This window comes from Niallia alba (assembly GCF_012933555.1).
Taxonomy (GTDB): Bacteria; Bacillota; Bacilli; order Bacillales; family Cytobacillaceae; genus Niallia; species Niallia alba.
Genome location: NZ_JABBPK010000001.1, coordinates 4,595,058 through 4,613,236 on the forward strand (window position 1 = coordinate 4,595,058; position 18,179 = coordinate 4,613,236).

At 30.1% G+C, this 18,179-nt stretch carries 18 protein-coding genes; 4 read left to right on the forward strand and 14 right to left on the reverse strand.

Annotated elements, in window-relative coordinates:
• Positions 1 to 276: 276 nt before the first annotated feature.
• From HHU08_RS21830 to HHU08_RS21890, 13 genes are all read right to left on the reverse strand, one after another.
• Positions 277 to 1,263, reverse strand: coding sequence for a glycosyltransferase family 2 protein (locus HHU08_RS21830; RefSeq protein ID WP_169189326.1), 987 nt, complete (start codon positions 1,261 to 1,263; stop codon positions 277 to 279).
• Positions 1,264 to 1,275: 12 nt separating this feature from the next.
• Positions 1,276 to 2,697: an oligosaccharide flippase family protein gene (locus HHU08_RS21835; RefSeq protein ID WP_235678868.1), complete on the reverse strand. Its 1,422-nt coding sequence runs from the start codon at positions 2,695 to 2,697 to the stop codon at positions 1,276 to 1,278.
• Between the two features lie 78 nt (positions 2,698 to 2,775).
• Complete coding sequence (locus HHU08_RS25805) at positions 2,776 to 3,324, reverse strand: acyltransferase (protein WP_169189738.1); 549 nt, start codon at positions 3,322 to 3,324, stop codon at positions 2,776 to 2,778.
• Positions 3,325 to 3,489: 165 nt separating this feature from the next.
• Complete coding sequence (locus HHU08_RS21845; RefSeq protein ID WP_169189327.1) at positions 3,490 to 4,800, reverse strand: hypothetical protein; 1,311 nt, start codon at positions 4,798 to 4,800, stop codon at positions 3,490 to 3,492.
• A 32-nt stretch (positions 4,801 to 4,832) separates the two neighbouring features.
• Complete coding sequence (locus tag HHU08_RS21850) at positions 4,833 to 5,933, reverse strand: glycosyltransferase (protein ID WP_169189328.1); 1,101 nt, start codon at positions 5,931 to 5,933, stop codon at positions 4,833 to 4,835.
• A gap of 175 nt (positions 5,934 to 6,108) precedes the next feature.
• Positions 6,109 to 7,476 (reverse strand): sugar phosphate nucleotidyltransferase, encoded by a 1,368-nt coding sequence (locus tag HHU08_RS21855; protein WP_169189329.1) that lies wholly within the window; start codon positions 7,474 to 7,476, stop codon positions 6,109 to 6,111.
• 2 nt (positions 7,477 to 7,478) lie between these two features.
• Positions 7,479 to 8,558, reverse strand: a complete 1,080-nt coding sequence (locus tag HHU08_RS21860) for a glycosyltransferase family 4 protein (RefSeq protein WP_169189330.1) — start codon at positions 8,556 to 8,558, stop codon at positions 7,479 to 7,481.
• A 21-nt stretch (positions 8,559 to 8,579) separates the two neighbouring features.
• The gene (locus HHU08_RS21865; RefSeq protein ID WP_169189331.1) at positions 8,580 to 9,662 is read right to left on the reverse strand and encodes a glycosyltransferase family 4 protein; all 1,083 of its coding nucleotides are present in this window, start codon (positions 9,660 to 9,662) and stop codon (positions 8,580 to 8,582) included.
• Positions 9,663 to 9,691: 29 nt separating this feature from the next.
• Entirely contained in the window at positions 9,692 to 10,369 is a 678-nt protein-coding gene (locus HHU08_RS21870; RefSeq protein ID WP_169189332.1) for a sugar transferase, read from the reverse strand.
• A 275-nt stretch (positions 10,370 to 10,644) separates the two neighbouring features.
• Positions 10,645 to 11,760 (reverse strand): IS4 family transposase, encoded by a 1,116-nt coding sequence (locus HHU08_RS21875; protein WP_100525938.1) that lies wholly within the window; start codon positions 11,758 to 11,760, stop codon positions 10,645 to 10,647.
• Positions 11,761 to 12,119: 359 nt separating this feature from the next.
• Positions 12,120 to 12,884, reverse strand: a complete 765-nt coding sequence (locus tag HHU08_RS21880) for a tyrosine-protein phosphatase (RefSeq protein WP_169189333.1) — start codon at positions 12,882 to 12,884, stop codon at positions 12,120 to 12,122.
• A 122-nt stretch (positions 12,885 to 13,006) separates the two neighbouring features.
• The gene (locus HHU08_RS21885) at positions 13,007 to 13,714 is read right to left on the reverse strand and encodes a CpsD/CapB family tyrosine-protein kinase (protein WP_205835675.1); all 708 of its coding nucleotides are present in this window, start codon (positions 13,712 to 13,714) and stop codon (positions 13,007 to 13,009) included.
• The gene (locus HHU08_RS21890) at positions 13,701 to 14,444 is read right to left on the reverse strand and encodes a YveK family protein (protein ID WP_169189334.1); all 744 of its coding nucleotides are present in this window, start codon (positions 14,442 to 14,444) and stop codon (positions 13,701 to 13,703) included. Before HHU08_RS21890 ends, HHU08_RS21885 begins: the two co-directional genes overlap by 14 nt.
• Positions 14,445 to 14,668: 224 nt before the next feature.
• Between HHU08_RS21890 and HHU08_RS21895 the strand changes: the two genes are divergently transcribed.
• Positions 14,669 to 15,460: a hypothetical protein gene (locus HHU08_RS21895; protein WP_169189335.1), complete on the forward strand. Its 792-nt coding sequence runs from the start codon at positions 14,669 to 14,671 to the stop codon at positions 15,458 to 15,460.
• A gap of 503 nt (positions 15,461 to 15,963) precedes the next feature.
• Positions 15,964 to 17,079: a mechanosensitive ion channel family protein gene (locus HHU08_RS21900; protein ID WP_169189336.1), complete on the forward strand. Its 1,116-nt coding sequence runs from the start codon at positions 15,964 to 15,966 to the stop codon at positions 17,077 to 17,079.
• Positions 17,080 to 17,202: 123 nt separating this feature from the next.
• Here the strand turns inward: HHU08_RS21900 and HHU08_RS21905 are convergent, their stop codons facing one another.
• Positions 17,203 to 17,361, reverse strand: a complete 159-nt coding sequence (locus tag HHU08_RS21905) for a hypothetical protein (protein ID WP_169189337.1) — start codon at positions 17,359 to 17,361, stop codon at positions 17,203 to 17,205.
• A 228-nt stretch (positions 17,362 to 17,589) separates the two neighbouring features.
• On the opposite strand from HHU08_RS21905, the gene HHU08_RS21910 reads away from it, so the two are divergent.
• Both HHU08_RS21910 and HHU08_RS21915 read left to right on the forward strand, forming a co-directional pair.
• Positions 17,590 to 17,943 (forward strand): hypothetical protein, encoded by a 354-nt coding sequence (locus tag HHU08_RS21910; protein WP_328823052.1) that lies wholly within the window; start codon positions 17,590 to 17,592, stop codon positions 17,941 to 17,943.
• A 38-nt stretch (positions 17,944 to 17,981) separates the two neighbouring features.
• Positions 17,982 to 18,179, forward strand: coding sequence for a hypothetical protein (locus HHU08_RS21915; RefSeq protein ID WP_169187562.1), 198 nt, complete (start codon positions 17,982 to 17,984; stop codon positions 18,177 to 18,179).

Consider the following 18,179-nt stretch of genomic DNA (forward strand, 5'->3'; position numbering starts at 1 on the left):
CTAGTGTAATTCTAGATATCTGAGAAAAGATTATATTTTTTTAAAATAATACTTAACAGTCTTAAAGTTGATTATATTAATTTGAATTTTTTTCAATATGATCAACTTTAAGACTCATTTTAGTAAAACTTTTAATTAATTTATACATAACTTAAAAAATATATACTTATATATAACATTTTTAATAACCCGTACTAAACTAATTTCCCTTTTTCCAACAAGAGAACACTATAGTATTTTTGTGATATTCACTATTTTCAAGTTAACTAAAAATTACTAATAAAATTTACGTTTCAGTTTTAAAGATGTTTTCCAAATTAAATCACCAAGGACAAAATTTTTATTAAGGTATAAAGTTACAACTAAATTTTTTACTCTTTTTGTAATCATGCCTCCAGATGCAAATTCAATTTGCTTCCAATTTGGGAATTTTTTTGCCATGCTTACTTTAATTTCGTCAATTAAATTTGCACGAATATTCTTATCTTTAACTTGAGTTAATTTTTCTAGTATAGTTATATAAATTAAATGCTCAATATATAGTATTTCCAACTGTTTTTTTGATTTTTCTAATAATCCTAAGTCAGTAATTTTTTCATATACATTACTTAACATATGCTGCACATCTAAAATTTTATTAACATTTAACTGATTAGTTTGTGAGCCTTCCCTTGACCTTTCATAAATATATAATGGTTCATTAATGTTAACTATTTTTTTCGCTTTAGCCACTATAACAGGCACTATACCTAAATCCTCATACCAGTAACCTTCAGGAAATAAACAACCTTCCCATAGTGTTGCTTTATAAAACTTATTCCAAGGTGCACTGCATGCATCAGTCATTGTTATTCCACTTCCCCCGGAACAATATTTCAATTCTCCTCTTTCGTTTAAATCTAATCGATCAAACAGAACTAAATCGCAATTAGTACTTTTAACGGTCAACATACATTTTTCTAAGAGATGCTCATCAATGTAATCATCACTATCAACCATAATTAGATAGTCACCTTTAACTTTTTTCAATCCAAGATTTCTTGCACTAGCCTGACCTCCATTCTCTTTATTGTAGATAAAAATTCTATTATCTGATAAGGCTAGATCCTCTAAAATTTTTAATGAATTATCAGTAGAACCATCATTGATAGCGATAACCTCAAAATTCTTATATGTTTGACTTAATACAGAATTTATACATCTCTCTAAATATTCTTCTACGTTATAAACAGGTATAATTATGCTAATTAAAGGATTATTCATTATTTTCTTCCTTTATAAAATTATTCTTTTCTTTTTAATTTTTTGTATAAATGAGACAATTGTTAAAAAGGTTTCTCTATCCAAAAGTAATACAATTCCTATATATATAGTTTCTAATAAAATAATTTTTAATAAGACATAATCAGTTATTGAAAAGAATTTTGATATTATTAGACATAATAGAAAGGACAATACATTCCATTTTATTGATTTACCAAAATGATAAATATACTTCTTATTAAAAAAACTATAACCAATAATTAAACTTACCTCAGTAATAATAGCCGCAAATGCACCACCAACTACACCATATTTGTCCCCTAAAACAGCATAAGCAAATATAGCAATTATGAAAGTAATAAAAATAACTAACGTTCTAGTTCCTTGTTTGCCTATGGTAGTAAGATAGTCAGCAAGTGGATAACTAATAGATTGTAGTACAACTATCATAGCAAGAATCGATAATCCTTTACTCGCAGCCTCCCATTTTTGACCAAGTAGAAGTGAAATCCAAAAATCAGGATGCGTTATAAAAGGAATTGCTACTAAAATACCAACAAAAGACATAATTTTTAATTCCTGTATAGATAGTTCTCTATGTTTTTTTATATTACCACTATTCCCTAAAGAAAATAATCTTGGATAAAATGCAGTTGCTATTACACCAGGAATTTGATAAAGCACAGATGGAATTTTATATGCTGTAGAAAAATAACCTACATTTGATAATGTAGTTACTTTCCCTAAAATAATGGGTCCTAATTGAGGAAGAAGCATAATAATAATACCATTTATCGTAAACAACCAGAAATTATCTAATATAGATTTAGTCCACCCTTTAAATAAAATTTTTTCTCTTTTTAATAAAAAAATAGAAACAATTCCTGCTATAATATATGACATACTGAAGCAAATAGCAGCCATAAGAATAGTAGAATTAAGTATTATAACGAATAGCATACCGAAAGCACTAGAAAAACCCTGAATTACATTTAATGCTGTACTAACACCCATACTTTCTTTGGCTTGGAAATAAGAAACCCCTACTCCCATAAATGAACAACCAATAATTGTTGGATATACAACCCACCCTATTAAGGATTGAATATTTGTATCGTCATAAAAAAAATGAATAATAAAAAATGAAATTATAATTGAAACAACAGCAAAACATAATCTTATTTTCAAATAACTATTAACCAAACTATCTATATTTATATTTGGTTTTGTTGCTTCTCTTATAAAGGTATTGGATAAGCCTGCATCTGTAAAGTAGGCCATTACAGTTGCTATTGCTATTGCTATTGAAAATGCACCATAATCACTTGCTCCTATATATCTAGCTAACAAAATGGTTACAACTGCAGTAACCATTCGTGAACCCATATTACCAAAGAACAGATAAATTGCATTTTTTAAGATTTTATTTCCCAAGGATTCAAATCCTTTCTACTAATTAATTTAATAATATTAAAATATTACTTTAATTTTTAATTAGGAATAGATAATTTTTTAAGATTCCCTAATAATTTTATTTACAATAGTTTCCCTTTTATTCATATAAACAACATCATTAGCAACATCCTTGGTAACAATTGAACCAGCAGCTATAACTGAATTATCCCCTATAGTAACCCCCTTCAAAATAGTTACATTTGAACCTACCCAGACATTATCACCTATAGTTACCGGTGCAGTTTTATAACCCTGTTTATACATATCTCCCAATTTATTAAATATGTGATCTTGATCATATATTTTAACATTTTCACCTAGTGCAGTATTATTTCCTATTGATATTTGGTCCATACTACATATGGAAACATTATTATTAAAAAAAACATTATCCCCTATACTAATTTTCCCATTTTCTGCTACGATGTAAATATTATTTCTACAATAAAATTTACCTAAGAATATTAGATTTGATTCTTTGCCCATCATTTCTAAGGTAAATGATTTTCCTGTTAGTATTAATTTTTTAAATTTAAATTTACTTCGATAAATAAGCTTATACATTATTATATAAATTACCGAACGAATTCTTAAGAGTATACGCATACACAGCAATTCATTTCTCTCCTCTATTAATAAATAGCTAACTTTTGATAACCACTAAGCAAAAATGCAATAAAATTCTTAGATTTTCACTTAACCTATAAATCTTTTTTTAAAAGTCAAGAGTAATTGCTTTCCAATTTAGTGTTTCAGTAACTATCTAAGTTATTACACATTATTTTTTTCCCTTTTTGGATATAACATTTTAAAAATAATTAAAAGTATAAATAATAGAAAAGGAATTTTTATCAAAAAATCAAAAAAATATGCATACCATCTACTAAAAAGTACTATTGAATATATACAAGTTATTGTGATAATTATCCTTTTTTTTTCGAAATAGGCTAATTTTATTACCTTATTTATTAGTATTGATGCTAAAATTACACCAAAAATACCTAACCAAAAATACCATTGTGAATAAATATATCCTCCTCCTAGGGTTACTGCAAATTCTTGGATATATCTCGAGACATTTGATCCTTGAAATAGTTCTATGCTTCCAACTGGGAAAAATTGAGAAAAAATCATATCGAAAAATGAGTCTATCCTTTGAGCAAAGCTAACTGTATTATCCTGAATTACACCAACCATTGCCATAGAAGATTGTGTCACATCTCCTTCATTTCCCAATATTAAAGTTGGTGGATTAGACCGATCAAAAAATATTTTACTAGTTTGCCAGTTACTATCTCCAGCAGTATTTCTAGCAATAAATAAGTATTCCATGAAAATATTTAGAGAAAACGAACCTATAATTATCCACAATGCTTTAATTTTCTTCTCATAATAAAATATAAATAAAAGTAACAGAGATTCTACGACTTCAATTCTACCAGAATATACAAGCGTCTTTATACACACCAAAACTATCATAATATGAATTATTATCTTATTTATTAAATTATTTTCTGAGAATAATTTAACTAGTATAATAAAAATAAGAATATATTCAAACGTTATACTAAACGGTAGATTATATTGTTTCCCAGAATTATTTAATAATAGAAAGAATAAGTACCCAATTATACCGAAGATATATATTAGGTTATTCTTCCTCATATTGAATTCATCAAAATTATCACATAAAAATCTATTTTGTATAAATTTTTCTTTATTGATAAAAAATAAATAATTAAGTGCAAACATACCAATAAGTAACTGGAATAGAACTAATAATAATAAATCATTATTATTATAGTTACCTACACCAGAAATCTTTGTATACGGAAAAAAAGCAGGTATAGTAAAGATATAACTATAATTGTAAATAAAAATACTGAATATTAACATTGTTGGTATTTTATGAGTTTGAAAAATCAATACGATATTTAAAATATTAAGTATTATAGAAAAAACAACTAATTTATTATTTAAGCTTACAGAACTATTATAATATATAACTAAAGCTACCCAAAATACTACTGAGATTAGTAAAAAGGTTAAGTTCCGAAAAGAAATTCCCTTGTTAGAGAGCACCTCTCCACTTCCCTCCTAAAAAATGATAAATCTTAATGGCTTTTGAATATAGCAACCCATTCCTTAAATATTCTATCTTGTGAAAAATTCTCTTGCATATGCCTTACTCCATTATATCCAAACTGTTTTCGAAGATTTTCATCTAAAACTAAATTTTTAATTTTTTCTGATAATAGTCCGATATTATTTTTCTCTACAATATATCCGTTAAAATTATCTACAATAATATCATGTATACCTGATGATGAATCATAACTTATTAGTGGCACACCACAAGAAGCCCCTTCTATTAATGACATAGGTAAACCTTCAAAATCTGATGTTAGAAGCACAATATCTGATTCACTTAAAATTTTCTCAATCTCTGCTGTTGTTCCTTTTAAAGAGATACTATTAGTTAATCCTTTATTTTCAATCATCTTTCGTATTTTATCTTTATCTGGACCGCTACCGAATATTTGATACTCCCACCCAGAAAATAAACTCGAATTAATTAATTCTTCAATAGCCTCAATAGAATGATCAAGTTGCTTTACGCTATTATCTAACCTTCCAATATATGTGATTTTATGATTATTGAAATTCGTTCTTACACTAGGTAATATTTGACTAACATTATATACATAATTCCCATTCTGGGCTTTAAATTCTTCATTATATTTTTTTAAATCATTTTTAGACAAAAATACTACATTATCGATATCTTTATAATGATTATTTAGCAAGTTTCTTGTAAGGCGCCCACTGCGATAATGTTCATAACAATTATGCACCATTAATATTTTTTGGAATGCTTTACTTCTAAATGGGATATGTTTAATATCGGTAAAAAAAACAATATCAGGATTTGTGTTTTCAATAACCTTATTAATCTTTTTTTTACTCATAAAATCTAATAATCTATACACTGATAAATGATATCTTAAAAATTCAATTGCAGTGTAAACATATTTTACTTCTATATTCTTTTCTATTTGATAAGAGTTTCCTTGGGTTGCAATTTTTTTATATATACTTACTAAGCTAACATTATATCCTTTTTTGGACAAAAGATTTGCTAAATCAATTGTAGCTTTTTCAGTTCCTCCTAATTTATTAACACATCCCAGTACAAAAGTAATATTTTTTCCCATGCTTCACCTCTAAAATAAGAAAATATAATGGATAATATTATTTTTAAAGACACCATTTATATTATAAATACTACTTTTATAATATAAAATAATTGTCTTTTAATTAATAAAGTTTTAGTAACTAACTATTATTTCACTAAACTATATTTTGGGATAACTAAATTTTTCAAGTTATTTATATCTTATTAAAACAGTTTTTTTCAACTTCCTCCCAATTATCATTAATCCTATTTATATCTTCTTCTATAAGATTAATTCCTTGTTGTACTTCAATAATCTCTAAGTCTTGTAATGCTTTTATTGCATGTTTCTGATATTCCTTAATCTGTATGGCGTCACCTGATCTAACTACCTGCATTTTATCATCAATAATTATGATTCCTTCTCCTTTAATTATAGTCCAATTTTCTGTACGATATTTATGATACTGATAACTTAAATTTTTACCTTCATTGATTTTCAAGTGTCTTGTAATAACTTGATGATTAGTAAATGTAGAATAATCTAATATTTTATAACTTCCCCAGTACCTTTCTTCATACATTGGTATTGCTTCATGTCCAGACATTAATTCTTTAATTTTGGGGCTTTCTTCTTTACTTGCAACTAATATCCCATCTGGACTAGCTGCAACTATTGCATCTTTAATTCCTAAAACAGACACAGGTATATTAAGCTCATTAATCACATGTGTATTTATAGAGGACTCACTAATTCTTCCTTCCCCTATTTTATTAATTGCCATCTCTTCCGTTAAAGTATTCCAAGTACCCAAATCTTTCCAGTAGCTATTAAAAGAAGTAACAACAATTTTATTAGCTTTTTCCACGACTGCATAGTCAAAACTTATTTTTTCTAATTTTTCATAATCTTTCAATAACTGTCTGTAAGTAGTTGGGTATCCTTTTTCTTTTAATAACGAAATTATATAACCTAATCGAAAAGCAAAAACACCACTATTCCATAGGGCTTTCTGTTCTATTAGTTCTTTTGCTAACCGTTCGTTAGGCTTTTCTGTGAACTTAACTACTCTTTTATAAGCATCCTCATTTTCTTCCTCCGGGACTATATATCCATATTTTTCAGATGGATACGTAGGCTTTATGCCAATTAGTGCTAAATCTGCTTCGCTTTTAAAAACAACATTTTCCAAATTCTTAATTTTTTCAAAAAAAGCATCTTCTACATAAGGATCTACCGGTAAAACAGCAACTACTTCATCTTCTGATATATTCTTTTCCGTATATAAATAAGTAGCTGCTAGTGCTATTGCTGGAAATGTATCTCGACGGCATGGCTCAGCAATTACATTTACTTCATCTCCAATTTGTTTATGAATCATCTCAACTTGCGCCTTACTTGTTGCTAAAGATGTTTTATTATGAAGGTTTACACTTTTCAATTGTTTATATACACGCTGTAACATAGATTCCAACTTGTTATTTTCAGACAAAATTACCTTTAAAAATTGTTTTGATCTCGCATCATTTGATAATGGCCATAGTCTTTTTCCTGAACCACCAGATAATAGAATTACTTGCATTTTTAACTCTCCAATACTCTTTGATATAACTCCTCTAATGAATGATTCATTTTTTTACTAGTAAAAAGTTGCAAAAACCTTTGATAACCATTCTCTCCCATTTTTCTCAATTCTTTTTTCTCTAAATCTCCTAATATTTCTTCTAATGAATTCATTCTATCTAAATCAAATACATAGCCATTATAATTATTCAGAACTATCTCAGGTAATGCACCTCTATTGCTTACAATACAAGGTTTTTTATTCCTCATTGCTTCTACAGCAACTAGACCAAAACCTTCCCATCTTGATGGGATAATTAAGGCATCCATTTTACATATATATTCATCTAATTTTGAATTTTCAACTTTACCAATTAGATGCACATTATCTGGTAATACCAACTCTTCTTTATTTGAAAGTACCGATTCACCAATAATATATAATGCAATACTATTATTTTTATAATTGGAAAAAAACTTAATCAGTAAATCTAACCCTTTCTGTTTATCGAATCTGCCTACAAATAACAAATTAATTTGGTTATTATTCACTTTTAAGTTGGTAGCATTCCTAATTATAGTATTACTATTAAGACCATTATATATTAACACTAATTTATTACTATCTATATTCCTTTCTATTGCTTTATTCATTTCAAAATTAGATATATCAGTTATAATGTCGGTGTTTTTTGTTAGCATTCTTTCTACAATAGCATAAATATTTTTTTTCCAAGTTGACGTTTCCTGATTAAAAGACCAACCATGTGGAGTATAAACAATCTTCCAGTCGCCTTTTCTCTTTCCTATTCGAAATGCAGCCCCAGCAAAAGTACTGTGTAAATGCACAATATCTGGCTTTATTATCTCCGTAATATCTTTCATTTTTCTACGCAATTCACTTAAATTACTTATATTTCTTTTATACTGATATCTAACAATATTACTCTGCGGGATATAATTGAATTCTTCAGAATTCAAGTCACTAATTGCTAAATAAACATTTTTCTTACCATATCTCTCTTGCTGATACGGAATTATTTGATTTAAATATGTAGCAATTCCACCTTTTGCATACTCTGCAAGATGTAATATACGCATACTTCACCCCTGTAATAAAAACTATTTTATTTCTTTAATGATGTTATATAGGTGTTTTGCGGTAAGATTCCATGAGAATTGTTGAGCATATTCTAGACCTTTTAATGATAATTCTTCTACTAAAATCTCATTTTCAGATAGCGATCTAATTTTTTGTAGAAGTTCCTTTGGATCGTTATATTGAAAAAAAAGAGCGTTATTCTTTAAAATTTCAGGTATAGATGCAGAGTTTGCTGCAATAACAGGAGTACCTAAAGACATAGCTTCCAAAGGTGGTAACCCAAATCCCTCATATTTAGAAGGAAACAAAAATACTTTTGCATTCTTGTACAGAGTAATTAGTTCTTCATCACTAACGTAACCTAATTTAGTTACATATTGACTCTGATTTGCTCCGTCATCCTTGAATACTTTTGAAGATTTCCCACCAACAATTACAAACTTTTCTATTGGTTTATCAATAATACTTAGCATATCAATAATAACCTGAAAGTTTTTATTAGGATTTGCACTACTAACAGCTAAGTAATACTCGTTACTGACAAGATTATTATTTTTCAAAAAATCATTTTCAATACTTTTTATCTTTGATATATGTTCCGTCCCCAGATACGAGACTGAAACTTTACCTTTCATATTTGGAAAATAATGTTCCAATCTATTTTTTGAAAAGTTTGAAACGGTAATAATTTTTTTAGCTCTTTTAGCAAAACTTTGAAATAAGATATTATAAAATTTAATAAACTTCGGTGTAAATCCCTCTGGAGCATCAAGAATTGCAGCATCATGAACATATATGATTTGATTTTTTTTATACACGGGTGCTGTATTACAGAAATTCACCAATATTTCTCTTTTAGAGTAACAGGGTAATTCTAATTGTTCCCATGCATGCCCTTTTAAATATCCAACAGATTTAACATTAATATTTTTAAGTTTTAGGTCTTTAATTTTATCTTTTGGAGTCAAAATAGTAAAATAGTGGTCATTAATGACTTTATTCGTTATTAATTCATCTAACCTTTTTACTATTTCTTCAGCAACACGTTGTACTCCTGTTGTAGTTTGTGTTAAAAATCTACCATTTATATAAATCTGCTTCATTTAATTACTCCTACATATTTAATAGTTGTTTAATAAGCTCCCTTATTATTAAACACCAATAATAAAGTCCTAATAATAATAATAATATCTTTAAAGAAATTTCTTTCCATAATATATTTTAAATCTAGTTCAACCATTTCTTCAAATCCAATATTACTCCTTCCACTTATTTGCCAGAGCCCCGTACACCCAGGTTTAACTAAAAGTCGTTGTTTTTGATAAGATGTATATATGTCTACCTCTCTTTTAAGTGGTGGTCTAGGTCCTACTAAACTCATATCTCCTTTTAATACATTTAAGAGTTGTGGTAATTCGTCAATACTCGTTTTTCGAATGAAGCTTCCAACTCTTGTAACACGAGGATCTTGTTTCATTTTAAACATAGCACCTGTAGTCTCATTTTGCTCAAGTAAACCTTCCAATAATTCCTCTGCATTAGAAACCATTGATCTAAATTTAAACATAGTAAAGGGTCTTTCGTTTTTCCCAATACGAGTTTGAGAAAATAACACTGGTCCTTTTCTGTCCTCTAATTTTATACATATAGAAATCATTAGGAACAGAGGAAATAAAACCAGTATTCCTACTAGCGATAAAATAATATCAAATAATCTTTTAAGATATAGATAACCTTTTTTTTCATTAGTAGCTAATATATATTCTATTTCTTGATATTTTTTTTTATATTGAGTATTTGATAGAGACAATACTAGCACCCTCCTGTCTTATTATTATTCTTAATTACTAGTTCTAGATTTCATTAGAATCTTTTTTATTTTTTATAATGGTTACCTCAAGCTCAACAAATAGAAGTTTCAAACATTTTTATTAATTCACTAGTGTTGCATAAATGTTGTTAGAATATTCAGTTTAAATATGCCCCCTGTTAAGAGCCAAAAAAGTAAATACCCAACTAAAGGTGGATCCGTTCATTTGGAAATTTATTTACAATTAGACTTAAGAGACGACGACAATTTGTTTATTAAGGAATCGTTTTTCCTTCAATCTTTCGAAGCCAAATATGTGCTGGTTTCCACAAAGCTGCCCGTAAATATCGGCTAATTTGTAGGGTTTTTCGTTTACTTTTTGTCTCGATTTGTGCGAGAACATGCAGGCAAAAAACAATAAGTGCGATAAACACTTGATTCTGAATTGCCCATTCGCTTTGGCCGTAAAACTTTTTGATATGGAGATGTTGTTTAATCCATTTGAAAAATAACTCAATCGCCCAGCGTGATTTATACATCTTTGAGATTTCTTCAGCACTTAAATCAAAACGATTTGTGATTAAATGAAGCTCATTTCCTTTTGAATCAATCACTTTTAGAAGACGAAAGTAATTTTCGGCACGGTTTTGCGTCGTACCAATCAACACCATTTGATCCGACAAAACAGATGTATTCTCGGGTAGTTTAAAATCGTAAACCTCCCGTATGACTGCGTTTTTTCGCAGCCTAGAAAGGAAAAAGTAGCCGTCATCTGTCATCCGATCAAAGCGTTCGTAGTCTAAGTAACCACGGTCAAACACATACATACATTCCTTGTCATCAACCATTACTTCAAGCTGACCGCGGTCATGTTCTTTGGCCGTTGTCATAATGGCCTTTTCGGGATAGGATATACCTTTTTCCATAAACACAAGGCGTAAGTGCAATTTAACACCCGCTTTTGTTTTGCGGAATTTTGCCCATTTATGATTAGTCAAATTGAGAGGCAATGTGCTTGAATCAATGATTTTTAATGGCATCACAAGTTTCGTGTTGTGCGTTTTGGCATGAATTTGTGAAACTAAATCAAGGAAAAGCTTTTGGAATAAGTCTGGATTCATGCCATTTAAACGGCGTGAGAGTTGGGAAATACTGATAGAATCAAGATCAATGCCCTTTTGCAGTTGATCATCGAAAAGACAATCGCTCAGCGCATGCAGACTTTCGACTTCTTCTAGCTGCGCAAAAAGTAATAATTTTAGAAATGACTCTGTCGTTAGTTTTTTCGTATAGAAATCTAATTTCAACGTTTTCACGTTTTCTTCAAATAATTGAAGATTTATTGGTGAAAACCATTGTCCAAATGAAGTTTTTCGTGTAATCTTGTCCATGCGATAGTCCTTTTTTAGTGGATTTGGACGGGTTACCACCTAACTTATCCATTATAAAGGACTTTTTCTTTGCATAAAATGATAAAATTGAACATTTCAAGTATTTTTAATAGTTAAATTAAATTAACGCAACACTAGTGAATTCTGATATATTTATTAAATTGTTTTTTATTTTCGTAGATTTTATTATTTTAGGTAATATTTAACATTTATGCTGTTTTGATATCTACTTATAAAATTCCTATGAAGGAATTCTTTAGTTCTAAAAAATTTCTATTTTATTAATTAAAAATTTCCAATGATAATATTTCTGATTTTACAATTTTAATTAATTGACGCATAATCACTAAGCTTTTTTTCTAAAACAATTTAAAAAACTTCTTTCTCTTAATCATTTCAGGTATTTCCTTCATCACATTTCCATCTTTCAACAATAGTTCCACATTTTCTTTAAAAAGATAAAAATAATCAATCCCAAAACTCTCTTCAATAACAGAATAAGCCTCAACAATTTTAAAACTACGATTACGGAGGTTATGAGCATCAGATGCCACAAAATGACTTAAATTATGCTCAATCAACTGCTCTGAAAACTTTTTCACATTCTTCCCAAAATAACCAGCCACACTAGAAGCCGTCACTTGCGTCAACGCCCCATTTTTCACAAACTGATAAAGAAGATCCGGCTTCTCTTGCAACTCTTTATTTCTCTCTGGATGAACAATAATTGGTATAATTCCCTCTGTTTGCAGCTCATACAACAATCTTTCTGCATATCGTGGAACAGAGGAAGAAGGAAACTCAATGAAAAGGTATTTTGTATGATTAAGTGTTAGAATTTCTTCCTTATAATAATCTTCTAACACTTCTCCATATATTCTCACTTCCTGTCCGGGAAGTATCGTAAGAGGAATATTTTCTTGTTTTAAAACGGTGTTTAAATCATTTACTTTTGTAAGAATAGAAGATTTCGAATTACTAAACTGATTATTCTTATGATGAGGTGTAGCGATAATTGTTGTTATCCCTTCTTTCACAGCGGCATTTGCCATCGCTACACTATCTTCAATTGTCGCTGCCCCATCATCAACCCCAGGTAATATATGACAGTGGATATCAATCATCGTGCTACCCCTCTCTATTTTTTTACTAATCTTTTATTATTTTCCTATAACAATATAAAATAGTACCATCGAACTACTCATTCGTAAATAGCGAAGAATGTCGAATCTCGCCTGATTGATTGTTAATTTGTGCCATAGTAATAATAATCACCTTTTTTGTCCGCTTTTTTGTTATTTAACACAACACCTAGTATTTTTCCAGCAGAACAAGAAAGCTGCTCTTTTGTCTTAGCTACAGCTTCTTTATCCGTTTTTCCACTACTTACTACTAAAATACTTCCATGACAAAGATTTGCCAATACTTGTGCATCCGTTACAGCTAGCACTGGTGGCGTATCAAACAATACAATATCAAATTCTTCTAACGCTTTTTCTAAGAAATGGTTCATTGCTCTTGATCCTAAAAGTTCCGATGGATTTGGCGGTACTGGTCCGCTTGGAAGTATATATAAATTTTTCTCATCATACTGATGAACAGCTTCCATTAAATCCATTTGGTTCGTTAAGATAGATGTTAATCCAGCTGTGTTGTTTAGATTAAACGTATAATGAACAGTTGGTTTACGCAAATCGGCATCTACCAATAACACTGTTTTTCCTTGTTGCGCAAAAACGATTGCCAGGTTAGCTGCTGTTGTTGATTTCCCTTCTCCGGGTCCAGAAGATGTTACTAAGATCGAACGAACTTCTTCATCGATGCTAGAATAAAGAATATTTGTCCGAATATTTCTATATTGCTCTGAAATAGGAGATTTTGGATCATACTTTGCAATTAATTTTCTTCGGTTTAAAGCTAATCCGCCTTTTTTTGCTCTCTTACTTGCTGCCAAGTAAATCCCCCCTACCTCTTCCTTTTTGAGTCCCTCTCATTTTCGCTTCTACATTCTCATCAATAGTTGTAATTGCGCCTAATACTGGCAACTCTAGTAATTTCTCGATATCTTGCTCCGTTTTTACTGTATTATCCAAATATTCTAGTAAGAATGCTAATCCAACACCTATCATCAATCCTACAACTGCAGCAATTGCAATATTTAAAGGTGGATTAGGGCTGATTGGTGCTTGATTTTCTTGATCATCTGCTAATGGCAGTATACTTACATTATCAACCATCATTAAATTTTTAATTTCTTTTTCAAACACTTCCGCTGTAGTATTAGCAATTTGCAACGCAATTGCGGGATCTGGATCGGTTACTGAAACGGTCATAATTTGTGAATTTTGTGCACTTTCAACTGAAATTTTTTCGTTTAAATCAGATACAGTCATTTCTAAATCTAATTCTTTTTTTACATTATTCAAAATGGCTGCACTTTTGATAATAATGCTATAAGTATTTATTAATTGCACATTTGTTTGTACTTCATTGTAATTGTAAATAGATTGATCTTCTTTTGCCTGGTTAACAAGAATTTGCGTCGAAGATTTATACTCCGGTGTAATAATGAAATAACTTACTATTCCACTTACAATCATTGCAATGAGAGTAATCGATATAATAAGTGTCAATCGTTTCTTAAGTGTGTCGAATAATTCTTTCAAACTGATCGTTTCTTCCATGACTTCCTCCTAAAAAAAAATAAAAACCAAAAATATTATATCATATATCGTTGCATATATTGTCATTTCTTGTCATAATTTTAAGTGAATTGTTAATACGTGTTTTACTATACCAATTAATTTACATATTTGATATATATTTTTCAAAATAGGGATAACTTTCCTATCTATTGTACGATTATGGTAGATTAATAACCGATTATACTTACTTTTGGGAGGTTTCAATGAAAGCTACTATTCTATCCATCCTATCCATCATTCTTGTGGTCATTCTCGTAATTGGGAATATTCACTGGAATATTCGCTCAGAAAGTCCTCTATCTACTATTCATCCTACTGAAGGTGCAAATACGGAAGTAGAAAACAAAGAGCAGTACTTTAGTCTCGATTACTATATGAGCTTTGCCAAATCATGGCCAGATGGTGCCCAGCAAGTATTGGAGGAAAAATTAACAGATAAACAATCCTTTCATATTTTGTTGGTTGGCTCTGATGCAATCGGTGATCAAGAGCTTGGATTAGTTACACCATTACAGGAAGCATTAGCTAGTAAATACGATAAATATGTAACAGTTGAAAGCATAACTTATGATGAAACTTCATCCGATTATGTAAATGATAACGAATATGAATCTCTTATCTCTAAGAAACCAGATATGGTTATCCTAGAGCCATTCCTATTGAATGATAATGGCGTAGTTGATATTTCTACCACATTAATGAATCTTAATCAGGTGATTAAGGAAACAAAAGATGAGCTTCCAAATGTTACATTCATTATGATGCCTGCACACCAACTGTACAATGCAGCTCTTTATCCTATGCAAGTGAGAGATTTACAGAAGTATGCTGAATCAAAAGATATTCCTTACTGGAATCACTGGGAAGCCTGGCCTGATAGCAAAGATCCTAAAGTTCAAGATTATTACAATACTGAAGGAGATAAGTCAAAAGCGAATGAGCAAGGTTTTGAACTTTGGAGCAACTATTTAGCGAAAAAGCTTATTTCTGAATAAAAACTTATTTAACTAAGCGAGGAGTTCTCGCTTTTTTCTTTTTATCTGTTCTATATAACGTACGATTATGTTATCATATTTTCTGAATATTTGTAAATAACGCTTTTTGTTTCATTTAAAATGTAAGCGTTACCTAGTTTCTTCTATTATATATAGGAAGTTTTTTCAATTTGTAATAAGGAAGACAGGTGGTTAATTTTAGTATCACCTTTTTTATTAACAATCATATATGGTTAACTCTATAAACATACCGTTTATCTCTATGTTTGAATAAGAGTATTTATACGGAGGAAATATAATTAATGTGTTTAGTTTTTGTTCATTCTTATTTTTGGTATATGTTATTTATCATTGTTCCTCTAACATTAGGCAGTTTTCCATCACACTAAAATTTTTTCTATGATTAAAACTTCCTCGTTATATTACATTTTATTTACTCTTTAGTAGATAGGCTAGAGCCCATGGCTTCCTATGCTATAATGATGGGCGAGGTGAATTTTTAAATGGGTAATTTACAAGTATGGTCACAATGGGAGCGATTTATAGCTGCTTTTGAGCGGTTTAACTGGATTGATTTAGGTATCGCCTTATTAATCTTTCTTGTATTCTTAGGATTTCGAAAGCTATTTACGATGTATATTTATAAATTAGTGTTAGCGATGGTGAAGAAATTACCGGTAGATACTGTTTCCAAAATATTGCTGGCGTATGAAAAGCCATTGCGCTGGTTCTGGGTCATTATTGGAACATATTTGGCTTTGACTTATTTACCATTTCCGATTACAACCTTCCACTTTGTGCAACAAATCTATAAGTCGTTTATTATCGGTTTAATTGGCTGGGGAATTTTTAATTATTTTTCTGATCAATCGAATCCGTTTGAACGAATGATTTCTCGAACAAAGTTAGATTCTGATAGTATGCTGATTCCATTCTTAGGAAGAGTTTTTCGTATGCTTGTCGTTATCTTTACGGTTGTCAGCATTTTGGATACTTGGGATATTCAAATTGGTGCCTTTGTTGCTGGTCTCGGGGTTGCGGGTCTTGCCTTTTCCTTAGCTGCACAGGACACTGTTGCTAACTTCTTTGGCGGTGTCGTGATTATTACGGAAAAGCCGTTTTCTAAAGGGGATTGGATTCAAACTCCTTCTGTAGAAGGAACGGTTGAGGATATTTCCTTCCGCAGTACGCAAGTTCGAACTTTTTCCGACACCATTGTAACGGTTCCAAACTCAAAGCTTTCGAATGAGGCGATTACAAACTGGTCAAAAATGTCGAAGCGACGCATTGATTATGAGCTAGCTATTTCGTACCGAACACCAAATGAAAAACTGAAAACAGCTTTAAAAGAAATAGATGAAATGCTAAGGGCACACCCAGGTGTACATCCAGATGCAATCATGGTTCGTTTTACCGATTTCCGCGATTATTCGTTAGGAATCTTCGTCTACTTCTTTACTAAGACAACTATTTGGGCGGAATACTTAGTGGTTAAAGAAGAAACAAATCTACAAATACTTAGTATCTTAGAGAAACATGGTATTGAAATAGCCTTGCCTAGTCAGCAGATTTATTTGCCGGAGAAAGAGGACGGGAAGAAATTGCTGGCTGGTGAGTGAGTTTATTAGGTGCATTAAAGGTGAAAAGAGAAGGCGCGGTTGTGAAACTGCGCCTTCTCTTTATTTAGTTTGGCTGATATATTTATAGGTTGGCTGATTTCTTTGCTGCTTTGGCTGATATTTCTATTGTTTGGCTGATATTTTTGCTACTTTGGCTGATATATTTATAATTTTGCTCATTTCTATGTTTTTTTCGCTGATTCCTCCTCCGCTTTCATTAATCACTCCATTAATTCTAGCTATTCCACCACTATGCTTTTTTGTTTTTTCTGAGAAACCCATTTAATACTAAATTCCAGCATAATAGAATTCGAATTGGAGAATGTTACAGGCATTTTAAACGTTAACGAAAATTAGTTTATTTCGAAAGAATAATTCCAAACAATACTGCGCATTATGAAAGAAAAAGGAAATTTTATGATTGGACTATTAATAGCGATTTTCGTATTTAACCTGGTAAGTTTTAAAGTAAATAAATTGCTTAATTAGAAGCAAGTGGCTCATATCTGGATGTTTACAGTTGCTTTTCAGGTCGTTGTTGATCAGTATGTGGATTTAAAGTATCAAGGTTACTATTATTTTTCAAAGAGTATTGATATTGCGGCTGTTCTTCCTATTACGGTTTTAGTACCGCCGGTTAATATCGTATTTTTAAATTGGTATCCTTTTGATAGTTCCGTGAAAAGAAAAATGATTTACATATTATTATGGGTAATATTTATGCTTCTTTATGAAGCTTTAGCATTGTTACCTGAGCCTTGGGGTTATTTTAATTATGGTTGGTGGGAGTTCTGGCATTCCGCAATAGCAGATCCTATTCTTCTTTACATGTTATTAAAGTATTATCAATGGTTTGTTAAATAACTTAAAGGATATAAAAATCCAATCTAAAAGGTGACAATATGAACAAGATGTTAATAGTCTTTTTGCTAGTATCTTACTTAGTAATTGGGGTTATTTTTTTACTTATGCCCAAAAGATTAACAAAACAAGAGATTTATATTACCTGGTTCGTCGTAACAGTACAGGCTTTAATTGCAGATATTTTTTGGGGAGAAATTCTGGATTTATATGATTTCACTAGTGTTGCATTAATTTAA